Annotated in this window: 15 protein-coding genes and 1 other RNA gene; 9 read left to right on the top strand and 7 right to left on the bottom strand. The window is 64.6% G+C overall.

Features of this window, described 5'->3' with window-relative positions; genetic code table 11:
* Positions 1–8: 8 nt before the first annotated feature.
* Positions 9–367, top strand: a transfer-messenger RNA (tmRNA) gene (gene ssrA / locus LY284_RS00905).
* Positions 368–776: 409 nt separating this feature from the next.
* Here the strand turns inward: ssrA and LY284_RS00900 are convergent.
* Both LY284_RS00900 and LY284_RS00895 read right to left on the bottom strand, forming a co-directional pair.
* Entirely contained in the window at positions 777–1,046 is a 270-nt protein-coding gene (locus tag LY284_RS00900; protein WP_045450910.1) for a hypothetical protein, read from the bottom strand.
* Positions 1,047–1,154: 108 nt separating this feature from the next.
* Entirely contained in the window at positions 1,155–2,225 is a 1,071-nt protein-coding gene (locus LY284_RS00895; RefSeq protein ID WP_014192050.1) for a substrate-binding domain-containing protein, read from the bottom strand.
* 128 nt (positions 2,226–2,353) lie between these two features.
* On the opposite strand from LY284_RS00895, the gene LY284_RS00890 reads away from it, so the two are divergent.
* The 4 genes from LY284_RS00890 to LY284_RS00875 are packed head-to-tail and all read left to right on the top strand — an operon-like array spanning position 2,354 to position 7,587.
* Positions 2,354–2,842 (top strand): NAD(P)H-dependent oxidoreductase subunit E, encoded by a 489-nt coding sequence (locus LY284_RS00890; RefSeq protein ID WP_014192051.1) that lies wholly within the window; start codon positions 2,354–2,356, stop codon positions 2,840–2,842.
* Entirely contained in the window at positions 2,839–4,395 is a 1,557-nt protein-coding gene (locus LY284_RS00885) for an NADH-quinone oxidoreductase subunit NuoF (RefSeq protein WP_053568623.1), read from the top strand. The genes LY284_RS00890 and LY284_RS00885 overlap by 4 nt, the downstream gene beginning before the upstream one ends.
* A gap of 21 nt (positions 4,396–4,416) precedes the next feature.
* Positions 4,417–7,338: a formate dehydrogenase subunit alpha gene (gene fdhF / locus LY284_RS00880; RefSeq protein ID WP_014192053.1), complete on the top strand. Its 2,922-nt coding sequence runs from the start codon at positions 4,417–4,419 to the stop codon at positions 7,336–7,338.
* Positions 7,339–7,341: 3 nt separating this feature from the next.
* A complete protein-coding gene (locus LY284_RS00875; protein WP_014192054.1) occupies positions 7,342–7,587 on the top strand; it encodes a formate dehydrogenase subunit delta in 246 nt (81 codons plus the stop codon).
* Positions 7,588–7,638: 51 nt separating this feature from the next.
* On the opposite strand, the gene LY284_RS00870 is transcribed toward LY284_RS00875, so the two are convergent.
* Positions 7,639–9,375, bottom strand: coding sequence for an FAD-dependent monooxygenase (locus tag LY284_RS00870; RefSeq protein WP_233384166.1), 1,737 nt, complete (start codon positions 9,373–9,375; stop codon positions 7,639–7,641).
* A 184-nt stretch (positions 9,376–9,559) separates the two neighbouring features.
* On the opposite strand from LY284_RS00870, the gene LY284_RS00865 reads away from it, so the two are divergent.
* Positions 9,560–11,419, top strand: a complete 1,860-nt coding sequence (locus LY284_RS00865; protein ID WP_041730571.1) for a tetratricopeptide repeat protein — start codon at positions 9,560–9,562, stop codon at positions 11,417–11,419.
* A gap of 14 nt (positions 11,420–11,433) precedes the next feature.
* Here the strand turns inward: LY284_RS00865 and LY284_RS00860 are convergent, their stop codons facing one another.
* On the bottom strand, positions 11,434–12,729 hold the full coding sequence (locus LY284_RS00860; RefSeq protein WP_014192057.1) for an MFS transporter: 1,296 nt from the start codon (positions 12,727–12,729) through the stop codon (positions 11,434–11,436).
* 149 nt (positions 12,730–12,878) lie between these two features.
* Between LY284_RS00860 and LY284_RS00855 the strand changes: the two genes are divergently transcribed.
* The 3 genes from LY284_RS00855 (at position 12,879) to LY284_RS00845 (ending at position 15,560) form a co-directional block, all read left to right on the top strand.
* Entirely contained in the window at positions 12,879–13,388 is a 510-nt protein-coding gene (locus tag LY284_RS00855) for a GNAT family N-acetyltransferase (protein WP_014192058.1), read from the top strand.
* A 206-nt stretch (positions 13,389–13,594) separates the two neighbouring features.
* Entirely contained in the window at positions 13,595–14,815 is a 1,221-nt protein-coding gene (locus LY284_RS00850; RefSeq protein WP_045450915.1) for a hypothetical protein, read from the top strand.
* A 43-nt stretch (positions 14,816–14,858) separates the two neighbouring features.
* Complete coding sequence (locus LY284_RS00845) at positions 14,859–15,560, top strand: DUF2968 domain-containing protein (protein ID WP_233384163.1); 702 nt, start codon at positions 14,859–14,861, stop codon at positions 15,558–15,560.
* A gap of 97 nt (positions 15,561–15,657) precedes the next feature.
* Here the strand turns inward: LY284_RS00845 and LY284_RS00840 are convergent, their stop codons facing one another.
* From LY284_RS00840 to glnK, 3 genes are all read right to left on the bottom strand, one after another.
* Positions 15,658–17,121, bottom strand: a complete 1,464-nt coding sequence (locus LY284_RS00840) for a gamma-glutamyl-gamma-aminobutyrate hydrolase family protein (protein ID WP_014192061.1) — start codon at positions 17,119–17,121, stop codon at positions 15,658–15,660.
* Between the two features lie 150 nt (positions 17,122–17,271).
* The gene (locus LY284_RS00835) at positions 17,272–19,029 is read right to left on the bottom strand and encodes a cation:proton antiporter (protein ID WP_014192062.1); all 1,758 of its coding nucleotides are present in this window, start codon (positions 19,027–19,029) and stop codon (positions 17,272–17,274) included.
* A 186-nt stretch (positions 19,030–19,215) separates the two neighbouring features.
* Entirely contained in the window at positions 19,216–19,554 is a 339-nt protein-coding gene (glnK, locus tag LY284_RS00830) for a P-II family nitrogen regulator (protein ID WP_008342452.1), read from the bottom strand.
* Positions 19,555–19,587: the final 33 nt, after the last annotated feature.

Here is a 19,587-nt window from a genome sequence, read left to right as displayed (position 1 = left end):
TCCGTTTCGGGGGCGACCTGGTTTCGACAGGGGTTGTGAAGCGGTCAGGGCATACCGAGGACCCGTCACCTCGTTAATCAATGGGAAAAACGTAACTGCAAACGACGATACGTTCGCACTGGCAGCCTAAGGGCTAGCCGTCCTCTCACTAATTCGCTGACGGGTTAGGGTAGCAATACCACGAGAGGTCATATACGTCAGATAAGCCTTTGCGGTGTCACGACGCCGAGGTCGAAAATTTAGTGAATCGCCGTAACGCAGCGTGTTCGTCCGCGTCGTTGCGGTTAAATCAAAAGACAGAACTAAGTATGTAGAACTGGTCGTAGAGCGCTTCTGGACGCGGGTTCGATTCCCGCCGCCTCCACCAAAACACCCCCAAGGAACCCGCGATTGCGCAAGCATCGCGGGTTTTTTCTTGGCGAACGCGCCAGGCAAAAAAAAGCTCCGCACGAGGCGGGGCAAACATCCTAGAGAGACGTAGCGAGGACAGAGACAACCTCCACTACACGTCTGAGAATAGGTGGAGCAAGTCATCGTTCCTATCAGACCGGTCCCAATACCACTGCCTTATGTCAATAATCAACCGCCATTCATATTGTGGCGGCAACGATCCGTTTGGAACGCCCGACTAAGAAAGCTCCGATTTTTTCGAGCAACCCGAGGGTCTAATCTGACATCGCGCTTTGAATCGATGCCAACTGGCCGCGAATTGAGGCGCCATTCCAAGTACTTTGACCTCGCTTCACGCGAGGTCTTTTTTTGCCGCTTCGAACGTATCAGTTCGAGCCGTCTTTCGGACACTTCAGATTGCAGCCGTCCGGATCGCCGGCGTCGCCTCGGCGACGCATCGCCGACTTGCCGTTCTGAAATTTTTCCGACGGCGCGGACGCGGCGAACTGCATCTGCGGATGTTCGTTGAGTCGAAACTGATCCTGCAGAATCCCGCCCGGCATGCCCGGAGAATTCTGGGCAAAAGCGACAGGAACCAGATACATCGCACCGGCGATGAGCGCGGCGGAAGAACAAGCGAGCAACGGAAGTTTCATGACGGTATATCGCGCGTAGAGCGGAGAAAGTCGACAGCAAACCGTTAGGTTATCCCAAAATGCCGCCGACGGCAGTCTTATGCCCTCCCCGCCGTCTTACCGCGCGTTTCACCCCCGCAATCCTTCGTCGATATCGACCAGCGAGCCGCAACTCGCCGGATCGTAGCCCTCCAGATGGGCGACGCTGTCGGTAAATCCCGCGCTGCGAAGAATACGCAGCACCGACGCAAGCCGTGCCTCGTCGAGCCGCGCGCGCTCGCAGGCGAAAAAATAGTCCTCGTCGATGATCGGAATGAAGTCGAGCGCGAAATGCTGCGCGGCCGGCTGCACGCCGAAACCGAGATCCGCCATGCCGCTCGCGACGAACGCGGCGATCGCCGAATGCGTGAGTTCGGTGGTCGCATAGCCGTTGATCTGGTCCGGGTCCACGCCCACGCGCCGCAGAGACAGATCGAGCAGCATGCGCGTACCCGAGCCCGGCTGCCGGTTGACGAAGCGCACGTCGCTGCGCGCGAGATCGCGCAAACCGGAGATGTGCTTCGGATTGCCCTTCGGCAAAAAGAGGCCCTGGGTGCGGCGCGTGAGGCGGATCAGCTGATGCTTGTTGCGGTCCAGAAACGGCCGGTAGATATCCGCGCAGGTCGAGCGAAATTCACCGATCGGCAGATGAAAACCCGCCAGTTCGCACTCGCCGCGCGCGAGTGCGCTGACCGCTTCGGCACTCTCGCGGTACTTGATGTCGACGGGCACGCGCTGATCGCCGAGCGCGCGCACGAGCGTCGCGACCGCATAACCGTGCGACGCGTGAATCCGCACCTGCGAAATCCCGCCCGAAAGACGACGGTTCAACTCGATGGCGACGTCGTTCGCGACCGCCTGCAGCGGTGCTTCGAGCCGGTCGCCGCAGACGCGTTGCGCGCGCAGCACCGACTCACCCAGCTCGGACAACACCGAGCCGCGCCCGCGCGATTTGGTGATGAGCGCACCGCCCAGACGCACTTCGATTTCGCGCAACAAACCCCACGCGTGCCGATAGGACAAACCCTTAGCGCTCGCGGCATTCGCGATGCTGCCCGTCTGCGCGACGAGCTGCAAAAGCGGCACAACCGCGCTGAGACTGGTTTCCCGGCCATCGGCGTCGCGCAGAACCAGCTCGGCCCGGCATTCGACGTCTACCATATGAACTCCCCCTTCCTATTGCCAAGATATATCACGACGCCTATTGTTCTTTTACAGGCTCGGCACCCGTAATTATATCGACTCAAATATGTACCGCCAAAACATATGCCGAGTGTTGGAGGAGCCCCATGACACATTCGCAGCTTTCCGCCGCTGCATCCGTTGAACTCGTGCGTCGCCACGCAGTACAGGGCGCGACGTTGATGTCCATTCTTCACGCCATCCAGGACGAAACCGGCTATGTGCCGGCCGAAGTCGTCGCGCCGCTCGCGCAGACGCTTTCGCTGTCGCGCGCCGAGGTGCATGGCGTGATCACGTACTACCATCACTTTCGCAGCGCGCCACCCGCGCGCGTGACCGTGCAGCTTTGCCGCGCGGAAGCGTGCCGCAGCATGGGCACGGAAGCGCTGAAGGATCATATCGAAGGGCACACGGGCTGCCGCTTCGACAATGGCCATGCGGAAGACACGGAGCTCGAATCGGTGTATTGCCTCGGCCAGTGCGCCCTATCGCCGTCGATGATGATCAACGGTGAACTTCACGCGCGTGTGACGCCGGCGAAGTTCGATCGGCTCTTTGCCGCCGCGCAAACGAAAGTCGCGGAGGTGACGGCATGACGCGCATTTACGTTCCCATCGATTCCGCGGCGCTCGCGCTCGGCGCCAACGCCGTGGCCGAAGCCGTCGCGAGCGAGGCGCAAAAGCGCGGCCTCGACGTGCAGATCGTGCGCAACGGCTCGCGCGGTCTCTTCTATCTCGAACCGCTCGTCGAAGTCGAGACGCCCGGCGGACGCGTCGGCTATTCGAACGTCGAAGCGGAAGACGTCGCCGCATTGTTCGACGCCGGTTTCCACGAAGGCAAGCCGCACGACAAGAACGTCGGCGTGGTCGACGAGATTCCGTATCTCAAGAATCAGCAGCGCCTGACGTTCTCGCGCATCGGTATCACGGACCCGCTTTCCATCGACGATTACACCGCGCTCGGTGGCCTGCAAGGCCTGCGCAACGTGCTGGAGATGAACGGCGACGCGGTCTGCGAAGCGCTGCTCGATTCCGGCCTGCGCGGCCGCGGCGGCGCGGCGTTCCCCGCGGGCATCAAGTGGAAGACGGTGCGCGCGGCGCTCGCGGACCAGAAGTACATCGTCTGCAACGCCGACGAAGGCGACTCCGGCACGTTCTCCGACCGCCTCGTGATGGAAAGCGATCCGTACATGCTGATCGAAGGCATGATCATCGCCGGCGTGGCGACGGGCGCGACCAAAGGCTACATCTACGTGCGCAGCGAGTATCCGCATTCGATCGACACGTTGAATCGCGCGATCGACAAGGCGCGCGACGCGGGCTGGCTGGGCGCGAGCGTGCTCGGCACTTCGCATGCGTTCGATCTCTATGTCGCCAAGGGCGCGGGCTCATATGTGTGCGGCGAGGAAACGGCGCTGCTCGAATCGCTCGAAGGCAAGCGCGGCATCGTGCGCGCAAAGCCGCCGGTGCCGGCGCTCGTCGGTCTGTATGGCAAACCCACGGTCATCAATAACGTCATCACACTCGCGACGGTGCCGGTGATCTTCGCGAAGGGCGCCGCGTTCTATCGCGACTACGGCATGGGCCGTTCGCGAGGCACGCTGCCCTTCCAGATCGCGGGGAACGTGAAGCAAGGCGGGCTCGTCGAGCTGGCGTTCGGCGTGACGCTGCGCGAACTGATCTACACCTATGGCGACGGCACCGCGAGCGGACGTCCGGCGCGCGCGGTGCAGGTGGGCGGCCCGCTCGGGACGTATCTGCCGGAAAGCCAGTGGGACATTCCGCTCGACTACGAGGAATACGCGAAGGTCGGCGCGGTGGTCGGCCACGGCGGTCTCGTGATTCACGACGACACCTCGAATCTCGCCGAACTCGCGCAGTACGCAATGCACTTCTGCGCGATCGAATCGTGCGGCAAGTGCACGCCGTGCCGTATCGGCTCGACGCGCGGCGAGGAAGTCATCGCGAAGATTCGCGAGGGCGATACCTCGGTGAAGCAGATCACGCTGCTGCGCGAGCTGTGCGACACGATGATCGCGGGCTCGCTGTGCGCGATGGGCGGCATGACGCCGTTCCCGGTCGTCTCAGCGCTCGATCACTTCCCGGAAGACTTCGGTTTGCCCCGCACGCCGGCGCAAAAAGCCGCCTAAGAGAATAGAAGGAGACGAAAAATGTCCAACACCATCAACGGCTGCGGCTCCGGCAACTGCGCGTGCAAGAGCGCGGCATCCGTGCAGCGCCGCGATCCGTTCGACGACACCGACTACGGCACGCCGCTGCGCCACGCCGATATCGACGTGACGCTCGAGATCGACGGCGAAAGCGTGACCGTGCCCGCGGGCACGTCGGTGATGCGCGCCGCGATCGAAGCCGGCGTCAACGTGCCGAAGCTCTGCGCCACCGATTCGCTGGAACCGTGGGGCTCGTGCCGCCTGTGCCTCGTCGAGATCGAAGGCAAGCGCGGCTATCCGGCTTCGTGCACGACGCCCGTCGAAGCGGGCATGAAAGTGCGCACGCAAAGCGACAAGCTGCAGTCATTGCGCAAGAACGTGATGGAGCTCTACATCTCCGATCACCCGCTCGACTGCCTCACCTGCCCCGCCAACGGCGACTGCGAACTGCAGGATATGGCGGGCGTCGTCGGCTTGCGCGAGGTGCGTTACGGCTATGAAGGCGAGAACCATCTGAAGGACAAGAAGGACGAATCGAATCCGTACTTCACGTACGATCCGTCCAAGTGCATCGTCTGCAACCGCTGCGTGCGCGCGTGCGAAGAGACGCAAGGCACGTTCGCGCTGACCATCGCCGGACGCGGTTTCGAATCGCGCGTGGCGGCGAGCGAGAACGTGCCGTTCATGGAGTCGGAATGCGTGTCGTGCGGCGCGTGCGTCGCCGCGTGCCCGACCGCGACGCTGCAGGAAAAGACCGTCATCATGCTCGGCCAGGCGGAACATTCGGCCGTGACGACCTGCGCCTATTGCGGCGTCGGCTGCTCGCTCAAGGCCGAGATGAAGGGCAACACCGTCGTGCGCATGACGCCGAACAAGAACGGCCAGGCGAACGAAGGCCACGCGTGCGTGAAGGGCCGCTTCGCATGGGGTTACGCGACGCACAAGGACCGCATCAAGAAGCCGATGATCCGCGCGAAGATCACCGACCCGTGGCGCGAAGTGTCGTGGGACGAAGCGATCAATTACGCGGCAAGCGAATTCCGCCGCATTCAGGATAAATACGGCCGCGATTCGATCGGCGGCATCACGTCGTCGCGCTGCACGAACGAAGAAACGTATCTCGTGCAGAAGCTCGTGCGCGCCGCGTTCGGCAACAACAACGTCGATACCTGCGCGCGCGTGTGCCACTCGCCGACGGGTTACGGCCTCAAGACGACGCTCGGCGAATCCGCCGGCACGCAGACCTTCGCATCGGTCGAGCAGTCGGATGTCATCATCGTGATCGGCGCGAATCCGACCGACGGCCATCCGGTCTTCGGCTCGCGTCTGAAGCGCCGCGTGCGTGAAGGCGCGAAGCTCATCGTGATCGATCCGCGCCGCATCGATATCGTCGATACGCCGCACGTGAAGGCGCAATATCACCTGCCGTTGCGCCCCGGCACGAACGTCGCGATGCTCAATTCGCTCGCGCACGTGATCGTCACGGAAGGCTTGCTGAAGGAAGACTTCATCGCGGAACGCTGCGAGACGCGCGCCTTCGGTCAATGGCGCGAGTTCGTCGCACGCGAAGAGAATTCGCCCGAAGCGATGGAAGCGACCACCGGCGTGCCCGCGCAGGCGGTCCGCGAGGCCGCGCGCGTCTACGCGACGGGCGGCAACGGCGCGATCTACTACGGCCTCGGCGTCACGGAACACGCGCAAGGCTCGACGGCCGTCATCGGCATTGCGAACCTGGCGATGGCCACCGGCAACGTCGGCCGCGAAGGCGTCGGCGTGAATCCGCTGCGCGGCCAGAACAACGTGCAGGGCTCGTGCGACATGGGCTCGTTCCCGCACGAACTGCCGGGCTATCGCCATATCAGCGATGCCGCCACGCGCTCGCTCTTCGAAGAAGCGTGGGACGTGAAGCTCCAGCCGGAACCAGGCCTGCGCATTCCGAACATGTTCGACGCCGCGCTGCACGGCAGCTTCATGGGCCTCTACTGCCAGGGCGAGGACATCGTTCAGTCGGACCCGAACACGCAGCATGTCGGCGCGGCGCTCGCGGCGATGGAGTGCATCGTCGTGCAGGACATTTTCCTCAATGAAACGGCGAAGTACGCGCACGTGCTGCTGCCGGGCTCGACCTTCCTCGAGAAGGATGGCACCTTCACCAACGCCGAGCGCCGTATTTCGCGCGTGCGCAAGGTGATGCCGCCGCTCGCGGGCTTTTCCGACTGGGAAGTGACGATTAAGCTCGCGCGTGCGCTCGGCTACGAGATGAATTACGCGAATCCGTCGGAAATCATGGACGAAATTGCGCGTCTCACGCCGACGTTCCACGGCGTCTCCTACGATCGCATCGACGAACTCGGCAGCATTCAGTGGCCGTGCAACGAGAAAGCGCCGGACGGCACGCCGACGATGCACATCGACGAATTCGTGCGCGGCAAGGGACGCTTCGTCATCACGAAGTTCGTCGCGACGCCGGAGAAGGTCACGCGCAAGTACCCGCTCCTGCTCACGACCGGTCGCATCCTGTCGCAGTACAACGTGGGCGCGCAGACGCGCCGCACCGAGAACTCGCAGTGGCACGACGAAGACCGGCTGGAGATTCATCCGGTGGACGCGGAAGATCGCGGCATCAAGATGAACGACTGGGTCGGCATCGAATCGCGCGCGGGACAAACCGTGTTGCGGGCGAAGATTTCGGAGCGCATGCAGCCGGGCGTCGTCTACACGACCTTCCACTTCCCGGAATCGGGCGCGAACGTCATCACGACGGATTCGTCGGACTGGGCGACCAACTGTCCGGAGTACAAGGTGACGGCGGTTCAGGTGATGCCGGTCGAACAGCCGTCGCAATGGCAGCAGGACTACTCGCGCTTCAATTCGCAGCAGCTCGAACTGCTCAATCTCGCCACGACTTCTTCGGGAAAATAACTCATGGATGTCGATAACCTGATCGAGATGGCGAACCGGATCGGCGAATTCTTCGATTCGATGCCGGACCGCGCCGAAGCCGTCGATAGCGTCGCGGATCATATCCGCCGCTTCTGGGAGCCGCGCATGCGGCTCGCGATTCTCGCCGCGCTCGACAATCCGGAAGCCAGCGCGTCGATGGAGCCGATCGTGCGCGAGGCGCTGAACCTGCACAAGGCGGATCTTCAGCCGAAGACGGCGCACGCCTGAAGTCGTTCATCGCATCGCCTTGAACCGAAGCCCCGCACCGCGGGGCTTTTTTCAATCTTCACGATATTCGCGTTCGACGTGCCGCTCCGTGCTCGTTTCCTGCGCGCCGAACCACGTTTCGCAGTGACGCAGGAGCGCATGCACGTCCGACGGCGCACGCCCGCGCGCCGCGATATAGCCATCGGGACGCACGAGATAGAACGCGGGGCGCGTGCGGCCGTAGTTGTCGGTGAGCGAATTCGCGCCCTCGCCGCGCGTATCGGTGATGCGCCACACGCGCACGGCGTTCGGCATGATCGCATCGAGGGAAGCCGCGAGCCCGTCGAGATTCGGCTCGCGGATCGCGTGCGCGACGGTGATGGTCGCGGGCGCGAGCGCGATATCGTCTTCGCCCGACGGGTTCTCGAGCAGAAAGAGCGAGAAGCAGCCGGGATCGTGCAGATCGAAGAGACAGCCGACGCCGGGCAGACGGCCGAGCGGCCCGTCGATGACATGCACGCGCGCATCGGGCGCGCGCTCGCCGGCGCGCGGGCCGCCGTCGAGTAGGCGCTCCAGCGTAAGCGGGCTCTTGCGATAGTTGATCGACAGTTCGCTCACCGTGCGCCGCATCGCGTCGCGCAGCGGGCCGATCGCCGCCAGCGCGGGCATCACGTGCTCGCGCATCAGCTTCATCGGGCCGTGCTCGGCGGCGGCCATCTGCGTGAGCATGCTGGATTGCCTGAGCACGTCGCGCTCGATCGGATGCCGCTCCGCATGGTACGTATCGAGCAGCCGCTCGGGCGCGCTGCCCGCGAGCATGCGCGCAATCTTCCAGCCTAGATTGAACGCTTCCTGAATGCCGGTGTTCATGCCCTGCGCGCCGGCGGGACTGTGCACATGCGCCGCATCGCCGGCGAGAAACACGCGCTCGATGCGCAACCTGTCGACCATGCGGCTGTTGAGATGAAAGTACGACGACCACGTCATGTTCGACAACGCCATCTTGTGATGCACGCGCCGCGAAACGAGCTCGCGGCATTCGTCGAGCGTCGGGCAACTCTTGGCATCGCTCGCATTGACTGCGCTCGCGACCGGCGCGGGGAGATCCGCGATCAGGCGCGCGCGGTCGCCGCCCATCGGAAACAGCGCGGTCAGGCCTTCGCCCGAGGCGAAGATGTGGAATTCGTCGTCGGGCCAGTCGGTGTCGACGTCGAGATCGGCGAGCAGAAAGGTCTGCTCGAAGGTCTTGCCGTCGAAGCCGATGCCGAGCCGATGCCGCACGAAGCTATGCGCGCCGTCCGCCGCGATCAGATACGACGGCCGCAATAGTTCGTCGCGTCCGCTCGGATGGCGCAGCGTCGCCTGCAAACCCGCCGAGCCTTGCGAGAGATCGACCAGCTCGACACCGCGCTCCACGTCCACGCGATAGCCCGCGAGATGCGCCGTGAGCAGGCGTTCGGTCTGCGATTGTTCGAGAAAGAGCAAATACGGATAGCGTGTTTGCAGCGGATCGAAGTCGAGGCGCGCGAGACGCTGCCCGTTCGAATAGAGATTCGCGACGCGCGCGCGATGTCCGAGTTCGAGAAACGGCTTGACCACGCGATGCTGCTCGAAGAGTTCGAGCGTGCGCGCCTGAATGCCGATTGCGCGCGAATGCGGCGACGGCTCGCGCGCACGGTCAATGAGCCTGACCGGAATGTGCGCGCGCGCCAGGCTCATCGCGGCGGCGAGGCCCGTCGGACCGGCGCCTGCGATCAGAACGGGCGCGACGTCCAGCTTGTCGTTCGGATTCAGCTTTGGCGCGAACATGCGGTCGTTCCTCCCTGAAGCGTCACGCCGCTAGTGTACGCCCGCGAATCGTCCCCTCAGTGATGTGTTCATCGTCGCGATGCGTGCCTTCGCCGCAACGGGTCGAACGCGCTTTTCGGAGGACCGGCCGCGCCGGTATGGGAAAATGCGGGGTTTGCTTTTCCGGGCCAGAAGTTTTTCCGTCATGGACACCGTATTCGCCCGCGGTTTCGCGGCCCATCGCGACGGCCGCCTGACCGACGCGGAGCGCGACTATCAGGCCGCGCTCGCCGCCGAACCTCTTCACGTCGATGCACTGCACTACCTCGGCGTGCTGCGCCACCAACAGGGCCAGCACGCCGAGGCGGCTGAGCTCGTGCGCCGCGCCGTCGATCTGCGTCCGACCGATGCCGGCCTGCAACTGAACCTCGGCAACGCGCTGAAGGCGCTCGGCCGCCTCGACGACGCAATCGAGCGCTTTCGCAACGCGCTGACGCTCGCGCCGGGCTTTCCGCTCGCGCAGTACAACCTGGGCAACGCATACACGGCGGCGGGCCGTCACGAAGACGCCGCCGACGCGTTCGAGAAGGCGCTGCGCCTGCAGCCCAACGATCCGGCCGCGTGGAACAATTTCGGCAATGCGCTCTCCGCGCTGCGCCGTTTCAAGGATGCCGCGGGCGCTTTCAGGCGCACGCTCGCGCTGCGCCCGGGCCATGCCGGCGCGCACAACAACCTCGGCATGGCGCTCAATGCGCTCGGCGACACCCTCGGCGCGATCGCACATTTTCGCGCGGCGCTCGACGTCGAACCGAACTACGCCGCCGCGCATTTCAATCTCGGCAATCTCCTCGACGCAAACGGCCACCCCGACAACGCGCTGCCCGTATTGCGTCAGGCCGTGGGGCTGCAGCCGCATTTCGCGCCGGGGCATTTCGGGCTCGGGCACGCGCTCGCCAAGCTCGGCCGTCATGACGAAGCCGTGCCGCACTTCGAGCGCGCGGTGGGGCTCGATCCGAAATACGGCGTCGCGTGGCTCTGTCTGGGCAATACGCATCTCGCGCTCGGCGGACATCGCGCGGCGCTGCGCGCGTTCGATCAGGCCTTGCGCATCGATCCCGAGATGCCTGCCGCGCACCTGAACCGCGCCCTCGCCTTGCTGACCGTCGGCGACTATGCGCGCGGGCTTCCCGCCTACGAATGGCGTCTGCAAACGCCGGGCAGCGAACCCGCGCCGCGCCTGCCGCGCTGGAACGGCGAACCGATGCCGGGCCGCACCCTGCTCGTGCGCGCGGAACAGGGTTTCGGCGATACGCTGCAATTCGCGCGCTTCGTGCCCTTCGCGGCGAAGCGAGTGGGCAAGCTGATTCTGGAAGTGCAGCCCGCGCTGGTGCCGCTGCTCGCGCCCGCCGCGCACGCCGCGCGGGTCGAACTGAAGAGCAAGTCGGAAGGCGTCCCGACGCCCGCGGACGCCTTTTGCCCGCTGCTCAGCCTGCCGCTCGCGCTCGGCATGACGTCGCCCGAGGCGATTCCGGCGCGCACGCCCTATCTCGTCGTGCCCGCCGAGCATCGGCGCAAATGGCGCGGCTCGATCGGCGGCCAGGCGCGGCGCAAGATCGGCATCACGTGGTCGGGGCGCATGCAGCCGGGTGAGACGCGCTCGGTGCCGATCACCGAACTGGGGCCGCTCTTCGCGCTCGAAGGCATCGACTGGGTGGCGCTTCAGCCGTTCGTCACCGACCGCGAGCGCGACGTGCTGCGCGCGTATCCGAACGCGAAGTCAATTCATCTGATCGACGGACGCCTGCAGAATTTCGCGGACACGGGCGCGATCGTCGACCGTCTCGACGCGGTGGTGTCCGTCGATACGTCCGTCGCGCATCTCGCGGGCGCGCTCGGCAAACCGGTCTGGGTCATGCTGCCCTTCGCCGCCGACTGGCGCTGGGGCGCCGATTCGAGCGAAACCGTCTGGTATCCCGGCGCGCGGCTCGTGCGTCAGCGCGCGCCGGGCCAGTGGCGCGAAGTCATCGAAGAAACGGCGGCGATGCTGGTTTCGCTTCCAGCGTAGACACGCGAGGCGCGTCAGGCCGCCTTGTACTGATTGCGCGCCTCGGGCGAGCGATACAGGACGAGCGTCGCGATCAGGCCGCAGATCGCCGCCAGCCCCATCCACAGGCCGGGTGCCGCCTTGTTTCCAGTCGAGTGGATCAGATACGTCGAGATCGCGGGCGTGAAGCCGCCGATCGTCGTCGCCAGACTGTAGGCCATCGAGAAACCGGTGGTGCGCACGTCGGCCGGCATGACTTCGGTGAGCGCAACCACCATCGCGCCGTTATAGCTGCCGTACAGGAACGAGAGCCACAGCTCGCACATCAGCAGGCGCACGAACGACGGGTCCGCGACGAGCCACTGCACCGCCGGATACGACGTCAGAATGGTGAGGATCGTGAACACGAGCAGCACCGGGCGACGCCCGACGCGATCGGACACCGCGCCCATCAGCGGCAGCCAGACCAGATTCGAGAGGCCGACGCAGACCGTGACCACCAGCGCGTCGATGGACGAGAGCTTCAGCACTTCCTTGCCGAACGTCGGCGTGTACGCGGTGATCATGTAGAACGACACGGTCGTCATGATGACCATGCCCATGCCCGCGATCACGATGCCCCAGTTCTGCGCAATCGAGCGCGCGATTTCGCCCATGCCCGGCCGATGCTTCTTCGCGAGGAACTCGTCCGTCTCACGCAGCGACCGGCGGATGATGAAGAGGAACGGCACGATCAGACAGCCGATGAGAAACGGCACGCGCCAGCCCCAGGCGGTCATCTGCTCCGGCGGCAGCAGACGGTTCATGACGACGCCGATGAGCGCCGCGAACACCACCGCGACTTGCTGGCTGCCGGACTGCCAGGAACAATAAAAGCCCTTGTTGCCCTTGGTCGCGATCTCGGACAGATACACCGAGACGCCGCCCAGTTCGACGCCCGCCGAAAAGCCTTGCAAAAGACGCCCGCCCAGCACGATGACCGGGGCGAGTGCGCCGATCGTCGCGTAACCCGGCACGAGGGCGACGCACGCGGTGCCGACCGCCATCAGCGCGAGCGTGAGGATGAGGCCCTTGCGCCGCCCGTGATGGTCGATATACGCGCCGAGGACGATCGCGCCGACCGGCCGCATCAGGAAGCCCGCGCCGAACACGGACAGCGCGAGCATCAGCGAGGCGAACTCGTTGCCGCTCGGGAAATAGGTCTTGGCGATCGCCGAAGCGTAGTAGCCGTAGACCATGAAGTCGTACATTTCAAGAAAGTTTCCGCTGACGACGCGAAAGACGGTCTTGAATTTGGATTCGTTGGCGGGTGCCGCGTGGGTCGTGGACATGACTTTCCCGATATCGGAGCGCTCATTGCAATGCCTTTGATTTTAGCGCTTCCCGACTGACGGCTGCACCGAACTTCGCCTAATTTCGCTCAATTCAGATTAAAATGCACTTACATATGTCTAACTCCAAGCTAACGGACGCCTCTGCGGTGAAAGGAAAAGTATCGCTACGCGTGGCGGGCCTTGATGACACGGCGCTCGTCGCGTCGATGCACGCGCGAAGCTGGGCGTCCGCCTATCGCGGCATCCTGCCGGACACCTATCTCGACGCATTGCCGACCGAGCGCGCCGCCTATTGGGACGCGCGCATGAAGGACATCGTCGACGGCGCGGCAAGCGTGCTGATCGCCGAGCATGGGGGCGAGCCGGTCGGGTTCGTATGTCTGGTCGAGCCGGACGAGACGGGGAGCGTGCTCGTCGACAATCTGCATGCGCTGCCGGGACATCGCGGTCTCGGCACCGGCACCGCGATGCTCGACGAAGCCGCGCGCTGGGCCCGCTCGCGCGGCGCGCGGCGACTGCATCTTTCCGTGCTGGAGCAGAACGCGGCGGCCATCGGGTTCTACGAATCGCGCGGCTGGACATTCGCTGCCCGCGAAACGGACCATATGGCGGGTATCGATCTGTTTTCGTTGCTCTACGTTTTCCCACTTGAGTAATCGAAAGAAAGCAGAGTTTGTCAATACTCGTTCCTGTTAAAAATCAATAATAAGAATTGTCTTGTCGCCGGACTCGTTAGCGTTTCGTATGATCGCAGGTCGCAATTTCGGCGATCTCGCGCCGACCCGGTGCCGTCTGCTGCTCCACGGAGGTCCGGGCGCGCTGTCTCATTGTCCGGGCCCGGACGCATGCATGTGGAACCCTCATGACCGAAGACTTGATCGTAGTGGAAGGCTATTTGCGTCTGCCGACGCAACGCGCGCTGACAGACCCGTGCTTGAACTACGGTAGCGAGTGGTCGTCCGCAGCCACACGCCCTGTTCAGTCCCGGTCCGAAGTTCCGCTCTTCGCCGCACGCTTCGAGACTGCCTACGTCGCCGCCCTGAGCCTGTCCGACACGACCTCGCCCTACCGCGCGACGAGCCTCTGGGGTGTCTACGCGAAGGAGTACGTTCCCCGCGCGATGCTGCATTTGATGCAAGGCGAGCAAACTCCGAACGCCGCCGCCATCGATCACGTCGAACCCGTTGGACCTGTTGAGCCTGTTGAACCCGTCCATCTGAATGTCGTCGCGCCGGCGGCGCAAGTCGCGGCCAAGCGCTACTTCAGCAAGCCCGTCATGGCGCTCACCGCCGTGGCGTGCGCGGCGCTCATCACGTGGCTGCTCTTCGAATACAAGCCCGGCGCATCGGACAATTCATCGGCTGCCACGACGGCGGAAGTCGGCACGCAAAGCCTTCAGGCCGATGCAAACGCGCAACCGGATCTCCCCGCTTCGGAGCCTGCGGTGATCGCGGCTGTCGAGCCGGCTCCTGTGAAGACGACTCAAACGGCGACGACGCCCTCGGTTGCGATTGCTATCGCGAGTGCGCCTGCTGTTGTGAAGGCCGGCGTCGTCGCGAGCGCGCCCGCCGTTGCGAAGGCCAATGCCATCCCGAGCACGAACGCCGTTGCAAAGGCCGATGCCATCCCGAGCACGAACGCCGTTGCAAAGGCCGATGCCATCCCGAGCGCACCCGTTGTTGCAAAGACCGGCACCATCGCCAGCACGCGCGCCGCTGCAAAACCCCGCACCATCGCAAGCACGACCACCAGCGCGACAACGAAGCACAAGACATCCGCCGCGCATCTCGTCGCCGAAACGACCGCCCGCAAGCACACCCGCCACGTCAGAACCGTGTCGGCGCCGCACTCGCAGCGGGCCATCGCCCTCCGTGCGCCCGCAGCCGAGAAGCGCATCGCGAGCCATGCACCCGCGGCACCTATGCGCACGCTATCGGCCAATCACGGCCCCCACGCATCACAGGCTTCCGATCCGATGAGCCCCGAAGCGCTCTACGCAATGCTCCAGCATTCGCCGACACTCGATAGCAATTCAGGCAGCCCATCCAGCCACGGCGGCGCGCAAGGTCAGAACGCACGCTGAACGACGAACCGCCCGATCAACCCATTCCGGCCAAGATGCCAACATGACGCCCCTCCGCTCCATCCGTTACGCGACGCTCACGCTCGCCTTGTCCCTCTTCGGCATCCTCGCGCCGTTCTCGAGCGCGTTCGCCGCTCCCGCGAAGGCGCAAGCCGATGCGCAGACGCAGGCGGCCGCCGAAGACCTGTCCGATCTGAACGCCGATTCGAACGCGCCGCGCGTCGAAGGCAACATCGCCGAATTGCAGAATCTCGTGCAGGCCGGCAGCCTCACGGAATTGCGCGCGACGCGCAACGGCAGCTACGGCGCGAAGCTCTTCTTCCTCGCGCAGGACATGCTTTACTACGTCGCGCTTTCGCAGGATGCGCGCTGGTGGCGCGTCGTGAAGACACAGGACGCGGCGCGCGCCGAATCGATCTACGCGCAGTTCTCGCGCAAGAGCTACGAACTGGCCTATGGCGAAATCCGCCGCATGCAGTTGCAGGCGCAAAAGGAACTGCTCGATCGCGTGATCGCGAAATCGGCGGATCGCGCAAACCGTCTTTCCACCGATCTCGCGCTTGCACAGCAGCAGGATTCGCAGGTCACGCAGCGTCAGCAGCAACTGCAAGCCGAGTCGCAAGCCCTGCAGACGGACAAGCTCGAAGCGGAACGCAAGCTGCGCGCGCTGCAATTGCAGGTCGAACAGCTTCAGCGGCAGTCGGAAGCCGGACTCGCGCCCGTCAGCATCGCGCCATTGCGTTGATACAGGCCGCACGCGCCTGAAGCATCCCGAAGCAAGAAGGCCCGCTCGAATCGAGCGGGCCTTCTCGTTTTTGCGACCTGCCGCAGCGCGCTTTCGATCAGAAGCGCGTCTCGCGCGCGACGCGCAGGAACGTATCGAGCAGCGGCGTGCAGTCGAGCAACTCGGCCCCGCCCGCGCGATGAAACTCCGGGTGCCACTGCACGCCGACGACGAACGGCGACTTGCGATACCGCACCGCCTCGATGATCCCGTCCGACGCCGACACGGCCTCGATGTTCAGATCGCGGCCGAGCGTCTTCACCGCCTGATGGTGAATCGAATTGACGATCGCCTCGCGCTGGTGCGGGAACATGTTGACGAGCGTGGAACCCTCGGGGAACCGGATCGAATGCCGATGCTGGTCGTAATGCTCGTTGACGTGAATGCCGGCCGTGGGCACATCGGTGGCGATGTCGCCGTAGAGCGTGCCGCCAAACGCGACGTTGATCAGCTGACAACCCCGGCACACGCCGAGCACCGGCTTGCCCGATTCGACGAACTCGTGCAGCAGTTCGAGCTCGTACATATCGCGCACGCGGTCGCCCGGCCATTCCGGCCGCGTCGTGCGCTCCTCGTAAGACTGCGGAGAAACGTCCGCGCCGCCTTGCAGCAGGAGGCCGTCGAGATGCTTCGCGTAGTCGCGCAGGCGAATATTGCTCGGATGCAGCATCCCCTGCTGGCCGACGGTCGGAATCATGAAGACGAGCACGTCGCGCGACATGACCCAGTGCGCGATCGATTCCTCCAGATATTGCAGCGTCTTGCCGCGCAGACCCTTCGCGCCCGGCTCCGGGTGAAAGATGCGCGCCGACACGCCGATGCGCAGCGTGCGCTGCGTAATGCGCTGCCCCGCGCGGTCGAAGATCTGACGCGCACGCGCCGCGACGATGCGGCCGAACACCGACCACGCCGAATCCGACTGCTTGAGATAGGCGGGCGGCGCGGGCGCGGCGGCCTGTTCGGGCGACGGCAAGGGTGGCGGATTGAGCGTGCCGAAGTCCGGCGCCTCGCTGATGCTGGGCGGCATGCCGACAGCGGGCGACGGCGCGGCGCGGCCTGTCGGCGAATCGGACGAGGCGGATTGCGCGTTGGCTGTGCTTGCGGCCTCCGCTTCGGTCGCAGCTTCCAGATTCTCCGCGAGGCTCGCCCTGGGACTCGATGCCCGCTGCCTCTCGCGCACCGAGGCTTCCTGCGCGGCAGTCGCGCTCGCCGCCGATGCCCGCGCTTCACGGGCCGCCTGCTGTGCCGCGTCGCGCCGGACCTGCGATTCGTCGACCGCCTCGACATTCGACGCGCTCGAAGGCGCGTCAGTCGATGCCCGTTCGGTCGCGCTGGCCTGCGGCCCTGGCGCCGAAGCCGCCGCGGCCGCTTCGGGCGGCGCCGTCGGATTCGCGCCGCGCGCTGCGTGCTGGGCGTTTTGTGCGGATGTCGCGTCTTGCGAATGACCCGCGGCTGAGGAATCGGCGCCGCTTCGGCGCGCGTCGGTGCTGCTTGCGTCGTTGGACGTTTTGTTATCGCTCATTCCGGATTCAGGCGCTCGCGCGCCGTAAGGAGAATGCACACGCCCCAATTATCCGCCTCTCGTCAGGACGGGGCAAACCAGCACACATTTGCTCACATTATCGCGAGATCGGGCGCCGCGCCGCTGTCAGGGCTATCCCGCGATGCGGGATCAATGGTCGCGCGGCTCCTCGAACGTCTCTCGCAGCGCGATCTGCATCGTCGCGTGGATTTTCACGCACCAGCGCCACAGCACCGTCAGCAAGAGCGCCACGCACACCAGCACGCCGACCATCAGGCCGAACGGCGGCAGGATGCCGCCCGACAAGGCGGCCACGAGCAGAAAGACGCCGAACATCGCGACGATCGGAATCAGTCCGGAAATCGCCGAACGGATCGCGCGCGTGAAGCGCCCCGCCTTCGCGGGCTGCACGCTCACTTCGGCGAGCAGCAGCGCGAGCGATTCGAGCTTGCGATACACCGCGACCAGAAACGGCAACGCGACGAGGAGCGCCGCGCTCCACAGCACGACGCGCTGCGCGTTGTCGGTGTCGAGCCAGCGCGCGAGATAGCCCGACGCGAACGGCGCCGCGTAAGACGCGCCTAGGAAAATCGCCGCGACGAGCGCGAGATTCACCGCGATCTGGAGCACGATGCGCCGGGTCATCGAAAAGAGCGTCGGTCCGCCGGACGCGGGCGTGAGGCTCGCGAGCCACTGCGAATAAAGACCGAAGGTGTGCGCGAGCGGCGCAGGCATCGCGCGCGCGAGGCGCACCGTGGCGGGGTCGGCGGCGCGGATCAGATACGGCGTGAGCAGCGTCGTCAGCGCGGATACGGCGACCGCGATCGGGTAGAGAAAGGGGCTCGTCACTTTCAGCGACAACCCGAGCGAGGCGATGATGAACGAGAACTCACCGATCTGCGAGACGCTCATGCCGACGCGCATCGCGGTGCGCCCGTCCTTGCCCGCGAGGAAGGTGCCGAGCCCGCACGACACGATCTTGCCCGCCACGACCGCGATGGTGATGACGGCGATCGGCCACGCGTAATCGACAAGCACCGTGGGATTGAGCAGCAGGCCGATGGTGACGAAGAAGATCGCCGAAAACATGTCGCGCACCGGCGCGATCAGATGCTCGATGCGCGCGAGATGCTTCGACTCCGCCATGATCGCGCCGATCAGGAACGCGCCGAGCGCGATCGAGTAATCGAGCTTCACGACTAGCAGGCAGAAGCCGAAGCAGAAGCCGAGCACGGTCACGAGCAGCATCTCGTCGCTTTTCGCCTTCGCCACGTAATTGAGCGCGCGCGGCACCGTGAGAATGCCGACGACCAGCGACACCGTCATGAAGAGCAGCAGCTTGCCGAGCGTGACCACCGCGACGCCCGCGCTCACCGACCCTGTCTGCGCGATGCCGGACAGCAGCACGAGCATGGCGATGGCGAGAATGTCCTCCACGATCAGAATCCCGAACACGATCTGCGCGAAGTGCTCGCCTTTCATGCCGAGCTCGGAGAGTGCCTTCACGATGATCGTCGTCGACGAGATCGCGAGCATCGCGCCGAGAAAAAGCGAGTCCATCACGGTCCAGTCGAACCAGCGGCCGATCTCGTAGCCGATCCAGATCATCAGCACGATTTCCGACAGCGCCGCGACGAACGCCGTCGCGCCGACCCGGAACAGCTTGCGCAGGCTGAATTCGAGCCCGAGCGAAAACATCAGGAACACGACGCCGAGCTCACCGAGCGTCTGAATGGTCACTTCGTCGTGGATGAGATTGAACGGCGGCGTGTACGGCCCGATGATCACGCCCGCGGCGATATAGCCGAGAACGACCGGCTGCCGCAGACGGTGAAACAGCACCGTCACAACGCCCGCGATGGCCATGATCACCGCAAGATCCTGAATGAAGCCGATCGCGTGATGCATCAAACGATTCCTTACAATGATCTAACTGGAATTCGATGTTACCGCACGACGGTGAAATGCTGCGCTCAGGCCGGCGTCACGTCGAAAAAAAAAGGCGCGCATCGCGCCGGTGCACGCGGATGCGAGAGAAAGAAAGGCCCGCGCGAACGGCGGGCCCGAAAGCAAAAACGCGAAGAACGCGGGCGCTCAGACCGCCGCTTCGTTTTCCTCGCCGGTGCGGATGCGGATCACGCGTTCGACGTCGGCCACGAAAATCTTGCCGTCGCCGATCTTGCCGGTGCGCGCCGCGCCGATGATCGCGTCGATGACCTGATCGGTTTGATCGTTCGCGACAACAACCTCGATCTTCACCTTCGGCAGAAAGTCGACCACGTACTCTGCACCACGATAGAGCTCGGTATGCCCTTTCTGGCGTCCGAAGCCCTTCACTTCCGTGACCGTCAGCCCGGTCAGACCGACTTCGGCCAGCGCTTCGCGGACTTCGTCGAGCTTGAACGGTTTGATGATGGCGGTGATGCGTTTCATGGCGTGCCTCGCTTCGAGTTGAATGGATGTCCC

It is taken from the genome of Caballeronia sp. PC1, from assembly GCF_021353155.1.
GTDB classification, from domain to species: Bacteria; Pseudomonadota; Gammaproteobacteria; order Burkholderiales; family Burkholderiaceae; genus Caballeronia; species Caballeronia cordobensis.
This window is presented reverse-complemented; position numbering and strand designations above follow the sequence as displayed.